The sequence below is a fragment of the Klebsiella planticola ATCC 33531 genome (assembly GCF_000735435.1).
Taxonomy (GTDB): domain Bacteria; phylum Pseudomonadota; class Gammaproteobacteria; order Enterobacterales; family Enterobacteriaceae; genus Klebsiella; species Klebsiella planticola.
Genome location: NZ_JMPP01000067.1, coordinates 201,941 through 215,499 on the forward strand (window position 1 = coordinate 201,941; position 13,559 = coordinate 215,499).

Genomic DNA, 13,559 nt, shown 5'->3' on the forward strand with positions numbered 1-13,559 from the left:
CTTCCTGCCGCAGCAGGAAGGCAATGAATCACAGATAGCGGCACAGGTAAGAGGTTGGCTCAGCCACCTGCAGATGAAACTCGCTGTTGCCTGGGACATTGAACACTTCACCGGCGGCATACACTTTCCACTCGGTTTCCCCCGGCAGCAGCACATTCAGCGCACCGCTCACCACCGTCATCTCTTCCGGCTGTGCGGTACCAAAGGTATATTCCCCTTCTGCCATCACCCCGACGCTCGCGCGACCGGTGCTGCTGCTGGTGAAGCCAATCGATTTCACTTTTCCGTCGAAGTATTCATTGCTTTGAAGCATAAACAAGCCCTTATGATCTTTTGTTGAAGCCTCAATATAGGGGGCGCTCCTTGCCCCTGTCACGCAAAATTAATCTATCGGACCATGTTAAACTAATAGTTCTGCAGCCAACCGGGAAACCAGCACATTTGACAGCAGAACCGGCACATCCAGCGCTTTTTGCAATACGTCGCGATGATGCTGGTGGTAACCCAGGCAGTCCAGCACCAGCACATCGGCGCCCTGCTCCAGAAGCGCCCGTCCGGCGCTCAATAAATCACTATCGCTGCCGCTTATCGGGTTGGCTAACGCATAGTAAGGCGCGTTATCTAACGAAAGCCACTTTTGCCGCTGCATGGGCAGCACCTCCTCAACGGGAACGATAACCCCGACCTGATGACCGTCAACAATCGACGCCACCAGCGGCGGAATAATCCGCTGCGGCTCCAGTAAAATGGCATTGCGCGCCGTGAGGCCGCTGAGCATTTCGGAACTCAAAAACAGAATGACATCATATTCTTGCCTGTCGAGCATCGCGATAATATGCTTTAAATCACGCTCGACCTTCTGGCGCGAAACCTCGGCCGGCTGGTTGTCATTCAATAACGTCAGCAGGCATTCATCGCCGGAATCAACAGCATAATCTTCCATAACGTCTTCACGCGTCATTTTGCCTAACAGGCTAATATGAGTGATCTGCTCTTCCCTGATATGTTCGGTTAAAAGCGGCAAAACTTCAGCCACCGGTACCACGCCAACGGTTAAAATTGCCATCGTTGTACTCATATCACGTACCTTTTCACTACCACTGCTTCAGCACAGGCTTACTGCACACCACTTCGCCCCCCTGTTGACTAAAAATCAACCGTCCAGAAGCGTAGCAGCTTACCGCCGCCGTTGAATGTAAAGATTGATGTGACCTCAGGCGCGTGCCTGAAAAATCCGTACCTTAGGGAATCATCAGCAGGGCTGATGAATTAAAAATGTGATGGAGGCCCGGTATTACTCTGCGTAAAGAGAATTCCGGGCGGGCGAGATTATGATTTATCCGGGTCTTCGTAGCGCTGTTTCGCGTCCAGCGCTTCCTGCTCGGTGGGGTGTTCACTGATCAGTGAATCGGGCGTCGGGAAATCGGCACGCAGCTGATACCAGGTCTCCCCCTGACCTGCGGGCCCTTTCGCAACGGCAACGATACGCGCTTCTCTCGGATATGGAGGTTGGGTTGGCATAGCTCTTCCTTCTTCGGCGATCAGAGCTATTAAGTATAGGGGCCCCTGCGTCGTTTACCGTCAGTAAAGTCTTAACTCGCCGCGCGGCCGGCTACCCTTACTCCCTTGCGGTCTCGGCGCATTGAGCCTCTTGCGGCGCAGAGACATTCTGCAACGTCGCCAGAATTTGTCCGACGACGTCATCCGGCGTCGCGGTGGCATCGATAATATGATGCGCGGTTGCGCGATACAGCGCTTCCCGCTGCGCCAGCACTTCGCCGACTTCATCGCGTACCGGTTTGCCGGTCAGCGTCGGCCGCTGCTCGGTTTTCGGATACGCTTCAAGGCGGGCGATCAGCGCCGAAACCGGCACCTGCAGGTAAATTACCACGCCGTTTTCGCGCATGAACTGGCGGTTAACTTCAGCCAGAATAATGCCGCCGCCGGTCGCAACCACCGTTTCCGGCCGCGTGGCCGCTTTCAGCGCCTCTGACTCCAGCTCACGAAAACGCGCCCAGCCCTCCTGCTCAACAATAGTCGCGACCGTACGCTGCTCGCGCTCCTGCAGCGCATGATCGGTATCGGTGAACTGGTAATGACGCGCCCGCGCCAGCGCATGGCCGATTGTCGTTTTACCGCAGCCGCGCGGCCCGATGAGAAAGATTGGCAATGTCATTACCGAAGACCCCCTGGTTCCGCATATCGCGGGAAAATGAATACGAAGAGTAAGCAATGGCACCGGCAAAATCGCCGGCAATGATCGTAAAACAAACGTTACATCGCTCTAACAAAACCTGTTCACCACAGATGACAAAAGGATTTATCGCGTAAACCTATCATTGCATTAAGTGTTATTCCAGATTTACTTATTCAAAAAGGTTATTTTTCAGCCGCTGGCTGGCGTAAACGGTAACACATTTATGCATAGCTTTACGCATCAACATATTTACAACATGGCGCGTTCAGTCGCACTCTGACGCTAAACGACCAGTATGACAGAGGAAAGTACCATGCAATCTGAAGAACAACGCCTTATTGATGGACTGTTTTCCCGCCTGAAAGAGGCCGGGACGCAGAGCGCTTCGCGCGATGCCAGCGCCGAGGAGCGGATTGCGCAACACATGAAAGAGCAGCCCGCCGCGCCCTATTACATGGCGCAAACGATACTGATCCAGGAAGCCGCCATCAAGCAGCTCAACGATCGTATCCAGGCGCTGGAAAGCCAGGTGACGCAACTACAGGCGGCAAAACCGAGCAGCGGCGGGTTCCTCTCCGGCTTGTTTGGCGGCGGTCAGAGCCGCGGCTCCGACCCCATTCCCGGGGCCGAACAATATGGCCGCCCTCAGGCCAGCGCGCAACCGCAGTATGCGCCGCAAATGCCGCAGCAAAACTATGCGCCGCAGGCGGCGCGCAGTGGCGGCGGCTTTATGGCCGGCGCGCTACAAACGGCGGCAGGTGTGGCAGGCGGCGTGGTGCTGGGCAACATGCTGACCAATATGTTCAGCGGCTCGCATCCACAGGAGATCGTCAATATTATTGAAGAAAAACCGCAGCCTGACCTTAACCAGACGCAGGAACTGTCCGCCGCAGACGATCCGTTCCGTCAGGACGATAATCAGTTCCTCGCGGATAACAACACCTGGAACTCTGACTTCGACGCGGGTATGGGTAACGACGACGATTTCGGCGGCGATGACGACAGCTGGGTTTAACCCTGCGGGCGTTTTGTCTCTGACAGCCACTTCTCCAGCGCGGCGGCGAATTGTTGCCGATCGCGCTGCGACAAACTATCCGGGCCGCCGGTTTGTACGCCGCTGGCCCGCATCGTTTCCATAAAATCACGCATCGTCAGACGTTCGCGAATGGTCGCATCGCTGTAGCGCTCGCCGCGCGGATTTATGGCTGCAGCGCCCTTGGCCAGAACTTCCGCCGCCAGCGGAATATCGGCGGTAATCACCAGGTCGCCCGGTTCACAGAGGCGGACGATTTCGTTATCGGCCACATCAAACCCCTGCGGCACGCGCAGCGTGCGGATCACCCGCGATGGCGGCACCCGCAGCGGCTGGTTGGCAACCAGCGTCAGCGAGGTCTGCGTACGCTCGGCGGCGCGGAATAAAATCTCTTTAATGACGTTCGGACACGCGTCCGCATCAACCCAAATAGCCATTCCGGCTCCTGTCGACGAAAAAGGGAGCCATCATTGTCACCTGCTTTTGTCCCCCGGGGAAGCGCTGGAGTGATAAGCTAGAGAACTCACGACAAAATAAGCAAAGGGGAACGGTGATGGAGAAGAAAATTGGCTTTATCGGCTGCGGGAATATGGGTAAGGCCATTCTGGGCGGTCTGATCGCCAGCGGACAGGTGCAGCCTGGGCAAATTTGGGTCTATACCCCGTCGCCGGACAAAGTGGCGGCCCTGCACGACCAGTACGGCATCAATGCCGCGCAGAGCGCACAGGAAGTCGCTCAGGTCGCCGATATCATTTTCGGCGCGGTCAAGCCGGGGATCATGATTAAAGTGCTCAGCGAAGTCGCCTCCAGTCTGAATAAAGACTCGCTGGTTATCTCAATTGCCGCTGGCGTCACCCTCGATCAGCTGGCACGGGCGCTGGGCCACGATCGCAAGATCGTCCGCGCGATGCCGAACACCCCGTCGCTGGTTAACGCCGGGATGACCTCAGTGACGCCTAACGCGCTGGTGACCAGCGAAGAGGTCGCCGAAACGCTGACGATTTTCCGCTGCTTCGGCCAGGCTGAAATTATCGCTGAGCCGATGATCCACCCGGTGGTGGGCGTGAGCGGTTCCGCACCGGCCTACGTCTTCATGTTTATTGAAGCGATGGCGGACGCTGCCGTTCTCGGCGGTATGCCACGCGCTCAGGCCTACAAATTTGCCGCTCAGGCGGTGATGGGGTCGGCAAAGATGGTGCTGGAAAGCGGGGAACATCCGGGGACGCTGAAAGATATGGTCTGCTCGCCAGGCGGCACCACCATCGAAGCCGTGCGGGTACTGGAGGAGAAAGGGTTCCGCTCTGCGGTCATCGAGGCCATGGTCAAATGCATGGAAAAATCAGAGAAGCTCAGCCGCTCCTGATCCCCGCCTCATGTTGATATCGGGTGAGGAGTCTCCTCACCCGTTTTTACGCCGTCTGCTTCGACAGAGGCACGCTTATCCCTGTTTCTTCAGGCAGGCGCTCATAAACTTATTACGATCGTCCCCTTTCAGAGACTGCTGAGTCGCCTGAGCGTTGCACTCGCGCATTTTTTGCTGCTGAGGCGTCAGCCCCTTACTTTCCGGCGCCGGCGCATCTTTCTTGAGGCACTGACTCATAAACGCTTTACGCTCGTCCCCTTTCAGCGTTTTCGACGAGGCCTCTTTGTTGCAGGTCGTCATTTTTTGCTGCTGGGGCGTGGGCGTTTTTTCCGCGGCATTCACCGCCGTCACAAAGATAAGACCAAAAAGCAGGGTTACCAACAATGTTATTTTCATCACACCATCCTTTTGTCAGTCAATCTCTGTAAGTCTGGTCGCTGATGGGAAAAAAACCAGCCGATGGCCACAATTCGCCATCGGCAGCGGCTTATTTCAGACCCAGCGCGGCTTTCATGGTGTAGAACAGATCGGTCTGATCGGTTAACCCCACCACGTTTGCGGCATGCGGACCGTAGGCGGCAATGCGCAGCTGCGTGCCGGTATGTTCCATCGACTCCTCTTCCGAGTTGCCGTAGCTCATGACCATCACCGAGCCGTCTTTGGTCGTCAGCGCCTGAGTCAGTCCCGGAGCTTTGGAATCGGCCGGAATAATCTGGCTGGAGTGCGCGTGGTCAGCGGTGACAACGACCAGCGTGTTACCCTCTTTTTTGGCAAACTCCAGCGCTTTTTGTACCGCTTCATCAAGGTCGACGGTTTCGCCAATCTGACCGCACGGGTTCGCCGCATGATCCTGTTTATCGATAGAGGCGCCCTCAACCTGCAGGAAGAATCCTTTCTCGTTGCTGCTCAGAAGACCGATCGCTTTCTCGGTCATCTGCGCCAGCGTCGGAACGGAAGCGTCACGTTTGCTGTTCGGAGTGCAGGTTATCGCCGGCTTATCAATATTCCCGTGGTAAGAGGCTTTCGGCCCTTCCCAGCGCACCGGCATGTTGCCGTCGGCGAAAAGGCCCAGCAGCGGTTTGCCCTGGTTAGCTTCGCTGACCGCGGCCAGCGAGCTGGCATCGGTGACAATCTGGTAGCCGCGGGCAATGGCCTGCTCATGCAGCGTTTTGCCCTGCCATTCACCGGCCGTCGCGGTTTCGGCGAACGTTTTTGCCCCGCCGCCTAAGGTCACGTCCGCGCGGGCATTCAGCAGCTGCTCGGTAATTGAGCCTTTACCGCCCTTTTCCAGCGCGTTGCCGGGACATTTTTCGCTGGTGACGCTCGGGCCGTAGCATTTACGCGAAGTCACGTGTGCAACCAGCGCCGCAGGCGTGGCATCCTGCAGTTCTGCCGTGGAGACGTTGCCAGTGGCAAACCCTGCGGCTTTCGCCAGCTCGAGGATAGTCTGATGATCTTTTTCATGAATATCGACCCCCAGCGCGCCGTTGTAGCTTTTTACGCCGGTTGTCCAGGCGGTAGCGGACGCGGCGGAATCGGTGACGTAATCTGGTTTGCCGGTTTTCTTATCCAGAGAATAATGCGTGTACTGACCGGTCAGCGGCAGCGCATCAATGCCCTTAAAGAAACCGCCGGCGCCTTCGGCATAATTGCGCGCCGCCGTAATTTCAGAATCGCCCATCCCGTCGCCAATCAGCAAAATAATATTTTTTGCGGGTTTGTTGATTAACGAGGCCTGCAGCGCGGCAGTTTGATCGCCGCTTAAACGGCGCGCGCCGCCGGGCGTCGTGATATCGCCCTGAGCGGCACGATTTTCCAGAACCGGGGCAGCCGTGGTTTCTGCATGAATAACCGGGGAGCCCAGCAGAGGTAACAGGGCAATAACGAGGGCATTTAATTTCACTTTTGTCGTCTCCATGTAAAAATACTTAAAAAACAAAACGAGGGAGACTTTATAAAAGCGAGATGACAGTAAAATGACAGCATCCATGTCCTGTCAAAAGAACTAACTACGCGGATGCCGCAACAGCTTTTTTATATATTGCTGCAACAGCTGAGCATCGCGATCGTCCACCAGCGGACCGGGGCTTGCCTGCTCAATAGCGTGCTCAATATCGTTAATTAATGCCTGCTGCGCATCCTGCGCCATATGGCGGAGCAGCGCCGTCACGACAACTTCCAGCGCCTCAACCTGCACCGTCAGTTCCTTTGCTTCTTCCTCCTTTTGCGCCAGGTTTACCAGTAGTTCAGCAATGAGATTCTTCACAGCACTGTATCCTTATGCGGGTTCCATTATTTGCTAGTTATGTCATACATTCGCCTTCGGATACCAGTATTATTTTTTAAAAATGATTGTTTGTCTCGCAATATAATAAGCGAAACGTTTTGCTCATTCGACGATCGCCACCAGGAATAAACTCAAGGCGAGAACAATACTTTTCATAACTAAATTCAATAGATAATAATAAAAAAGAATATTGCTATTCCGGTAATAATTATAACGTATCGCCATAATATATCTGATAGGCCAAATTCACGCTATCTGGCGCGTCTTTCCCCGCCAGACGGGCAATCAGGATTTCACTCGCCGTTTTACCGATGTCATAACGAGGAGTAATGACGCTGGCGATTTTTTGCAGCCGCGCGCGACCAATTTCCAGCCCGTGGAAGCCAGCAATCGCTATCTCCTGCGGCACCGCAATCCCCTGCGCCTGACACTCCAGCAGCACGCCGACCGCCAGATCGTCATTGGTACAAAAAATCGCGTCAATATCCGGGTGCGATTGCTGCATTTGCAGGAACATCTGACGGCCCAGCGCTACCGAGGAGATGGTACGCGGCGTGATGTGATACGCCTTCAGGCCACAGGCCGCCACCGCCTGTTCAGTCCCACGGAAACGACTCAGATCGCGGGGATCGTCCATCGAACCAAAAAAGGCGATTTTTCGTTTGCCGCTTTCGAGAAACGCATGAGCCATATCCCAGCCGGCTTTCTCGTTATCAAACCCCACCTGGATATCGAGCGGCTGCCCGCCGATGTCCATCAGCTCCGCTACCGGGATACCGCTGGCGCGGACATACTGGATCATGCGGTCAGTGTGCTGCTTACCGGTGAGAATCAGCCCATCGATATTGTAGGAGAGCAAATTGAGCACTTCGCGCTCTTCACGCTGCGGATCGTAGCCGTAATTGGCGATCAGGGTCTGATACTGGTGGGCGGAAGTGACGGATTCAATGCCGGCGAGCACATCGGCGAATATCTGGTTGCGAAAGGAGGGAATCAGCACGCCGATGGTTTTACTGCGAGCATTGAGCAGGATTTCCGGCGCCCGGTTAGGAATATAGTTGTTCTCTTCCATGACCTTAGCGATCAATTCACGGCTACGCTGCGATACCTGGCCCGGGTCTCGTAAATAACGGCTGACCGTCATTTTATTAAGTCCGGCCAGGTTCGCGATATCCTGTAATGTCATCCGGTTGTTTTTCATCGGGTTCTCTGCGACAAACGACTCATATGCTCGCAGAGAACCTTACCACAGCCGCTTCGATTCTGTTAACCCGCAAGCTTTTTTGTCGTCATCAGCGCAGAAGTTCGATCGTCGTTGGCCCGCACGTTGTACATCAGCACCACCGATGCCAGCAGCGCGATGGCCATAAAGGTGTACGACGCGCCAGGCCCGCCCATGATGCCATTGAGGTAGCCCACCAGCCAGGCGCCAAGGAAAGCACCGAGCGCGCCGAAGCTATTAATTAACCCCATCGACACCCCCGATACGTTGCGCGGCAGCAGCTCCGGGATCAGCGCGAAGAAGGGGCCATATGGCGCATACATGCAGGCGGCGGCGAGAACCAGCAGCCCGTAGGAGAACCAGAAAGACTGATTGCCGATCATCCAGGAACCGAAGAACGCCACGGCGGCAATCAGCAACAGCGGCCAGATGAACAGTTTACGATTCTGGAATTTATCCGACAGCCAGGAGACCGTCAGCATCAGACAAATCGCCGCCAGATAGGGAACCGCCGCCAGCCAGCCGACGGCGACGATATCCATCTGCGCGGCATTTTTCAGAATCGACGGCATCCACATCATGAAACCATAAACCCCGATACTCCACAGCGCATGGACAGCGCACAGCATGATCACGTTGCGTGAACGCAGCGCCTCGCCATAGTTGCGCACCGGTTTGATATGGCTCTGTTCGCTATCCATCGCCTGTTGCAGAACCTGTTTCTCCTGCGCATTCAGCCAGGAGACCTCCGACGGTTTATCTCGCACCAGAATCCACCAGCAGATAGCCCATAGCACCGCCGGAATGCCTTCGATAATAAACATTTCCCGCCAGCCCCAGGACTGAATCAGGTAGCCGGAGACAATCGACATCCACAATACCGTCACCGGGTTGCCAAGAATCAGGAAGGTATTGGCGCGTGAACGCTCGGTTTTGGTAAACCAGTTGCTGATATAAATCAGCATCGCCGGCATCACCGCCGCCTCGACGATCCCGAGCGTAAAGCGAATAACCATTAACATCGGAATATTGCTGACAAACCCGGTGGCCGCCGCGCAAAAGCCCCATAATACCAGGCTGAAGAAAATCATTTTTCGCACGCTGCGTTTTACGGCGTACATGGCACCGGGAACCTGGAAAAAGAAATAGCCCAGGAAGAAGAGAGCACCAATAAGCGATGCCGTTCCTTTGGTAATTCCTAAATCACTTTCAATACCGGCAGCGGCGGCGAAACCATAATTCGCACGATCGAGATACGCCAGACTATAGGTAATAAAAATTACCGGCATTAAATACCACCAGCGACGCGCTGGTAATTTCGCGAGCATTTGCATATGCCATCCTCAGATAAAGTGCATAATCAAACGGGGTTCATTATTTTATATATTCATCAGCTTTCTGGCGGCCGGAGTGCGGCCGCTAAAAGGCGACGCACGACTCACACGGCGGCAAGCATCCCGCCATCAACAAACAACAGATGTCCATTCACAAAATTAGCCGCCGGGGAGGCCAGATAGACCGCGGCGCCAATTAATTCTTCCGGTTTTCCCCAGCGCGCGGCGGGGGTTCTTTGATAGAGCCAGGCAGAAAAATCCCGATCGTTAACTAATGCCGCGGTCATTTCTGTGGCAAAATAACCCGGCGCAATACCATTAACCTGAATATTATATTCGGCCAGCTCAACACACATTCCACGCGTCAGCATTTTGACCGCCCCTTTCGATGCGGCATACGGTGTAATAGTCTTACGACCTAATTCACTCTGCATTGAACAAATATTAATTATTTTCCCGGAACGGCGCCTCATCATATATTTAGCCACCTGCTGAGAAACAAGGAAAACCCCTTTCTGGTTAACCTCAATAACCTGGTCCCACTCATCCTCAGGAAATTCGGTGAAGGGATAACGACGCTGGATCCCGGCGTTGTTAATCAAAATATCAATCGCCCCGATCTGCGCCTCAATCCGCGCAACGGCCTGCTCAACCTCGGCGCTGCGGGTGACATCAAAAGCCACGCCCGTCGCACGATAGCTCTGCGCACGCAGCGCCTGTGCCGCGGCATCCGCTTTCTGCTGCGTGCGGTCATTGATAATAATCTCGGCCCCATACTCCGCCAGGCCTTCCGCCAGCAGATAGCCAATACCTCTGGCGGAGCCGGTGATCAGCGCGCGCTTGCCGGATAAATCAAATAAATTTTTCATAAAAACTCTTTTTCATGTGCTGTTATGCGTAACTGTATACGCGTAACAGTTGTATTTTAAAGAGGGAAAAGAAGAGAAATGATCAATTTGTGATCAGTGCGACATTTGCCGGCGATGGGCGGAAGGGAGAGATCTGAACGCGGCATTTACGCGCAGGCGTAAATGCCGGGAGACAGGCACTAGGCGGCGGTACGGCGACTGCGTTGCAGCATCACGGCCAGCTGCCAAAGGTTAATCAGCACGATAACGGCGGTGGCAATAAAGACCCAGCGAAAACCGGCCATTGCCGATACCGAAGCGCCGATCAGCGGCCCGACCACATTTCCCAGGTACATAAACGACTGGTTATAACCGAAAATACGCCCGGTCACCTTATCGCTGCTGTATTTGAGCAGCAGAGTCTGTACCGCCGGCAGCATTGCGCCATCGGCAAAGCCCAGCAGGAAACGCAAGACGCCCAGCTGCAGCGGGGTGGTGACGAACGACATGGCGAAAAACATTACCACCGCGCAGCACAAGGTGGCCAGCAAGATGCGCGAGGTTCCGATGCGATCGCCAAGTTTGCCTAAACGCGGCGCGGAGATCAGCGCGGAAACCCCGGGCACGGCGGCAATCATCCCGGCGAGAAAGGCGATATTGTTGCTGTCCGGCGCCATTGACTTGATAAACAACGCCAGTATCGGACCAATAGAGCCATTGCACAGTTGAATGACCAGGGTTGTGAAAAACAGGCTAATCACCAGTCCCGGATAAGGTAGCGACGCCAGCACTTCCCTGCCGCTTAAGCGATCGGCCTTGCTGGTCTGCGGCCGGACACCCTCTTTAATCAGAAATAGCGTGACGAGAAAACTGACCGTCAGCAGAATCGCGGTGATAAAAAAGACCGCCCGCAGCCCAACATGGTCGGCCAGAAAGCCGCCCAGCAGCGGCCCGCCGATAACTCCGCTGATTTGCGCCGTCGATAGCGTACTGAGCGCCCAGCCGCTGCGTTCCCGTGGCACCTGAGAGGCCACCAGCGCCATCGCGTTCGGAATATAGCCTGAGGTCAACCCCATCACCGCACGCAGGATAAACAGCTGCCAGACGTTGGTGGCGAAGGCCTGAAGCAGAATGGCAATCGCCATACCCAGGGAGGCGCGCAGCAGCATCAGCTTGCGCCCTTTCCGATCGGCCAGACTGCCCCACATGGGGGAGACAATAGCCGACACCAGGAAGGTGACGCTGAACGTCAGCCCCGACCACATCGATAAAGCCTCGTGAGACGTCACGCCGAGCTGGGAAACATAAAGCGGCAAAAAAGGCAGAATTTGACTGATCGCCAGGCCGGTGAAAAAGCAACCAAACCAGACGGAGATGAGATTGACCTTCCAGGATTCCATAACTACACGTATTCATTAATTTTTTGTGAATTATTACCTAGCTTAGCAATTTCCACTCATCGACGTATTACCAGAGATGCGCTGAGCCCGAGTTTAGTGTTTTATCGCTCGATTAAATTTTTTATCGAAGATTATCAGGACCAACCGCCGCCCCTTCAGCGCGTTCTGCTGACCTGAAGGGTGCACTGGATGGCAATCGAACAGCTTTTAGCCTGCCGCTTTCCGGGAGCAACATTCTGGCAGCCATGCGCGCATTGCACATGCTATGTTATGTGCTTTGTTGTCATCAGGATGGAAGTTGAAATGGCTAAGATGAGGGTTGGGATCGTTTTTGGCGGTAAGTCGGCAGAACATGAAGTGTCGCTGCAATCGGCGAAAAATATCGTTGAAGCAATTGATAAAACACGCTTTGATGTCGTTCTGCTCGGCATTGATAAACAGGGACTCTGGCATATCAACGATGCCGGAAACTATCTGTTAAACCCGCAGGATCCTGCCCGTATTGCCCTGCGTCCTTCCGACGTCACGCTGGCGCAAATTCCCGGCCGTGACGCGCAGCAGCTGATCGACGCCGACAGCGGCCAACCGCTGGCCGCCATCGATGTGATTTTCCCGATTGTCCACGGTACCCTCGGGGAAGACGGCTCGCTGCAGGGGATGCTGCGCATGGCTAACCTGCCCTTCGTCGGCTCCGACGTCCTTGGGTCCGCCGCCTGCATGGACAAAGACGTCACCAAGCGCCTGCTGCGTGATGCCGGACTGGCGATTGCCCCGTTCATCACCCTGACCCGCGCCAATCGCCAGCAGTTCAGCTTTACGCAGGTGAAAGACAAACTCGGCCTGCCGCTGTTTGTCAAACCGGCCAACCAGGGGTCTTCGGTTGGCGTCAGCAAAGTCAACACCGAAGAGCAGTACCAGCAGGCGGTCGCGCTGGCCTTTGAATTCGATCATAAAGTGGTGGTGGAACAAGGGATTAAAGGACGGGAAATTGAGTGTGCGGTGCTGGGGAACGATCATCCTCAGGCCAGTACCTGCGGCGAAATCGTCCTGAACAGCGAATTCTACGCCTACGATACCAAGTACATCGACGATCAGGGGGCGAAAGTGGTGGTTCCTGCGGCCATTGCCAGCGATATCAACGATAAAATCCGCGATGTTGCCATTCAGGCCTACCAGACGCTGGGCTGCAGCGGCATGGCGCGCGTTGATGTTTTCCTGACGGAAGACAACGAGGTTATCATTAACGAAATCAATACGCTGCCAGGCTTTACCAACATCAGTATGTATCCGAAGCTGTGGCAGGCCAGCGGCCTGGACTACACCAGCCTGATCAGCCGCCTGATTGAACTGGCGCTGGAGCGCCATGCGGCAGACCGCGCGCTGAAAACATCCATGAACTGATGCTCTTTCCCCGGGTGACGGCGCGTGGCGCCTTACCCGGGCTATCTGAGGCGCAGCGCCTCAAGCCCGGCCCATCTTCCCGCCACGGAGAACGCGTGCGGCCTAGGCTTCCTCCACCCCGGTCTGACGGCGGCGGATAATCTTTCCGGCAATCCAGAAGCTAATCACCCAGGTCACCAGCCCGACGGCATAGGATTGCCAGCCTTGCGTTTCAAAGCCCAGCAGCCCCACCACGCCGTTCAGAATAAAAATTAATCCCAGCGCAAACGCGTAGTAATGCCAGTCACGGCGGATTTTTTCAGTGAGTTTCATAGCCCCTCCGACAACAAAAAAAGCATCTTCGCACAGCCGGAATCCGCGGTCTGTAGCCCCGGGGAGAATTATCACACATTGGGATATCGCTCTAAGTTCTGCACAATGATCCGCCCCCGCGCCGGACAGAAAACAGGAATATTCCTGGTCGTAAATTACCAG

Annotated in this window: 16 protein-coding genes; 3 read left to right on the top strand and 13 right to left on the bottom strand. The window is 55.1% G+C overall.

What is annotated here, in order from left to right; genetic code table 11:
• Positions 1–28: 28 nt before the first annotated feature.
• The 4 genes from ppnP to aroL all read right to left on the bottom strand — a co-directional run bounded on the left by ppnP (position 29) and on the right by aroL (position 2,176).
• Complete coding sequence (gene ppnP / locus GRPL_RS01275; protein ID WP_002890284.1) at positions 29–313, bottom strand: pyrimidine/purine nucleoside phosphorylase; 285 nt, start codon at positions 311–313, stop codon at positions 29–31.
• Positions 314–400: 87 nt separating this feature from the next.
• Entirely contained in the window at positions 401–1,078 is a 678-nt protein-coding gene (locus GRPL_RS01270; RefSeq protein WP_099001304.1) for an AroM family protein, read from the bottom strand.
• 251 nt (positions 1,079–1,329) lie between these two features.
• Positions 1,330–1,521 carry a YaiA family protein gene (locus GRPL_RS01265; RefSeq protein WP_004858514.1) on the bottom strand — a complete coding sequence of 64 codons (192 nt, stop codon included), beginning with the start codon at positions 1,519–1,521 and terminating at the stop codon, positions 1,330–1,332.
• A gap of 97 nt (positions 1,522–1,618) precedes the next feature.
• Positions 1,619–2,176, bottom strand: a complete 558-nt coding sequence (aroL, locus tag GRPL_RS01260; RefSeq protein WP_032689289.1) for a shikimate kinase AroL — start codon at positions 2,174–2,176, stop codon at positions 1,619–1,621.
• Positions 2,177–2,510: 334 nt separating this feature from the next.
• On the opposite strand from aroL, the gene GRPL_RS01255 reads away from it, so the two are divergent.
• Positions 2,511–3,212 (top strand): DUF2076 domain-containing protein, encoded by a 702-nt coding sequence (locus GRPL_RS01255; RefSeq protein ID WP_032689290.1) that lies wholly within the window; start codon positions 2,511–2,513, stop codon positions 3,210–3,212.
• Here the strand turns inward: GRPL_RS01255 and GRPL_RS01250 are convergent.
• The gene (locus tag GRPL_RS01250; protein ID WP_032700707.1) at positions 3,209–3,667 is read right to left on the bottom strand and encodes a YaiI/YqxD family protein; all 459 of its coding nucleotides are present in this window, start codon (positions 3,665–3,667) and stop codon (positions 3,209–3,211) included. The two genes, GRPL_RS01255 and GRPL_RS01250, sit on opposite strands and share 4 nt — an antisense overlap.
• Positions 3,668–3,783: 116 nt before the next feature.
• On the opposite strand from GRPL_RS01250, the gene proC reads away from it, so the two are divergent.
• Entirely contained in the window at positions 3,784–4,593 is an 810-nt protein-coding gene (gene proC / locus GRPL_RS01245) for a pyrroline-5-carboxylate reductase (RefSeq protein ID WP_032689292.1), read from the top strand.
• A 75-nt stretch (positions 4,594–4,668) separates the two neighbouring features.
• Here proC and psiF read toward each other — a convergent pair whose 3' ends face one another.
• The 7 genes from psiF to GRPL_RS01210 form a co-directional block, all read right to left on the bottom strand.
• On the bottom strand, positions 4,669–4,989 hold the full coding sequence (gene psiF, locus GRPL_RS01240) for a phosphate starvation-inducible protein PsiF (RefSeq protein WP_032689293.1): 321 nt from the start codon (positions 4,987–4,989) through the stop codon (positions 4,669–4,671).
• 91 nt (positions 4,990–5,080) lie between these two features.
• Entirely contained in the window at positions 5,081–6,511 is a 1,431-nt protein-coding gene (gene phoA / locus GRPL_RS01235; protein ID WP_032689323.1) for an alkaline phosphatase, read from the bottom strand.
• 87 nt (positions 6,512–6,598) lie between these two features.
• Positions 6,599–6,859 carry an anti-adapter protein IraP gene (gene iraP, locus GRPL_RS01230; protein WP_004858488.1) on the bottom strand — a complete coding sequence of 87 codons (261 nt, stop codon included), beginning with the start codon at positions 6,857–6,859 and terminating at the stop codon, positions 6,599–6,601.
• 229 nt (positions 6,860–7,088) lie between these two features.
• Positions 7,089–8,081, bottom strand: coding sequence for a DNA-binding transcriptional regulator IdnR (gene idnR, locus GRPL_RS01225; RefSeq protein ID WP_032689294.1), 993 nt, complete (start codon positions 8,079–8,081; stop codon positions 7,089–7,091).
• Between the two features lie 65 nt (positions 8,082–8,146).
• The gene (locus tag GRPL_RS01220) at positions 8,147–9,436 is read right to left on the bottom strand and encodes an MFS transporter (RefSeq protein ID WP_032689295.1); all 1,290 of its coding nucleotides are present in this window, start codon (positions 9,434–9,436) and stop codon (positions 8,147–8,149) included.
• Between the two features lie 104 nt (positions 9,437–9,540).
• Positions 9,541–10,305 carry a gluconate 5-dehydrogenase gene (gene idnO / locus GRPL_RS01215; protein WP_032700708.1) on the bottom strand — a complete coding sequence of 255 codons (765 nt, stop codon included), beginning with the start codon at positions 10,303–10,305 and terminating at the stop codon, positions 9,541–9,543.
• 179 nt (positions 10,306–10,484) lie between these two features.
• On the bottom strand, positions 10,485–11,684 hold the full coding sequence (locus GRPL_RS01210) for a multidrug efflux MFS transporter (protein WP_004858477.1): 1,200 nt from the start codon (positions 11,682–11,684) through the stop codon (positions 10,485–10,487).
• A gap of 303 nt (positions 11,685–11,987) precedes the next feature.
• On the opposite strand from GRPL_RS01210, the gene ddlA reads away from it, so the two are divergent.
• The gene (gene ddlA, locus GRPL_RS01205) at positions 11,988–13,085 is read left to right on the top strand and encodes a D-alanine--D-alanine ligase (protein WP_032689298.1); all 1,098 of its coding nucleotides are present in this window, start codon (positions 11,988–11,990) and stop codon (positions 13,083–13,085) included.
• Between the two features lie 102 nt (positions 13,086–13,187).
• Here the strand turns inward: ddlA and GRPL_RS01200 are convergent, their stop codons facing one another.
• Complete coding sequence (locus GRPL_RS01200; protein ID WP_004858472.1) at positions 13,188–13,397, bottom strand: DUF2754 family protein; 210 nt, start codon at positions 13,395–13,397, stop codon at positions 13,188–13,190.
• Positions 13,398–13,559 lie beyond the last annotated feature (162 nt).

Coding starts and splice junctions, on each gene's coding strand:
- ppnP (WP_002890284.1), bottom strand. CDS start 313: ATGCTTCAAAGCAATGAATACTTCGACGGAAAAGTGAAATCGATTGGC.
- GRPL_RS01270 (WP_099001304.1), bottom strand. CDS start 1,078: ATGAGTACAACGATGGCAATTTTAACCGTTGGCGTGGTACCGGTGGCT.
- GRPL_RS01265 (WP_004858514.1), bottom strand. CDS start 1,521: ATGCCAACCCAACCTCCATATCCGAGAGAAGCGCGTATCGTTGCCGTT.
- aroL (WP_032689289.1), bottom strand. CDS start 2,176: ATGACATTGCCAATCTTTCTCATCGGGCCGCGCGGCTGCGGTAAAACG.
- GRPL_RS01255 (WP_032689290.1), top strand. CDS start 2,511: ATGCAATCTGAAGAACAACGCCTTATTGATGGACTGTTTTCCCGCCTG.
- GRPL_RS01250 (WP_032700707.1), bottom strand. CDS start 3,667: ATGGCTATTTGGGTTGATGCGGACGCGTGTCCGAACGTCATTAAAGAG.
- proC (WP_032689292.1), top strand. CDS start 3,784: ATGGAGAAGAAAATTGGCTTTATCGGCTGCGGGAATATGGGTAAGGCC.
- psiF (WP_032689293.1), bottom strand. CDS start 4,989: ATGAAAATAACATTGTTGGTAACCCTGCTTTTTGGTCTTATCTTTGTG.
- phoA (WP_032689323.1), bottom strand. CDS start 6,511: ATGGAGACGACAAAAGTGAAATTAAATGCCCTCGTTATTGCCCTGTTA.
- idnR (WP_032689294.1), bottom strand. CDS start 8,081: ATGAAAAACAACCGGATGACATTACAGGATATCGCGAACCTGGCCGGA.
- GRPL_RS01220 (WP_032689295.1), bottom strand. CDS start 9,436: ATGCAAATGCTCGCGAAATTACCAGCGCGTCGCTGGTGGTATTTAATG.
- idnO (WP_032700708.1), bottom strand. CDS start 10,305: ATGAAAAATTTATTTGATTTATCCGGCAAGCGCGCGCTGATCACCGGC.
- GRPL_RS01210 (WP_004858477.1), bottom strand. CDS start 11,684: ATGGAATCCTGGAAGGTCAATCTCATCTCCGTCTGGTTTGGTTGCTTT.
- ddlA (WP_032689298.1), top strand. CDS start 11,988: ATGGCTAAGATGAGGGTTGGGATCGTTTTTGGCGGTAAGTCGGCAGAA.
- GRPL_RS01200 (WP_004858472.1), bottom strand. CDS start 13,397: ATGAAACTCACTGAAAAAATCCGCCGTGACTGGCATTACTACGCGTTT.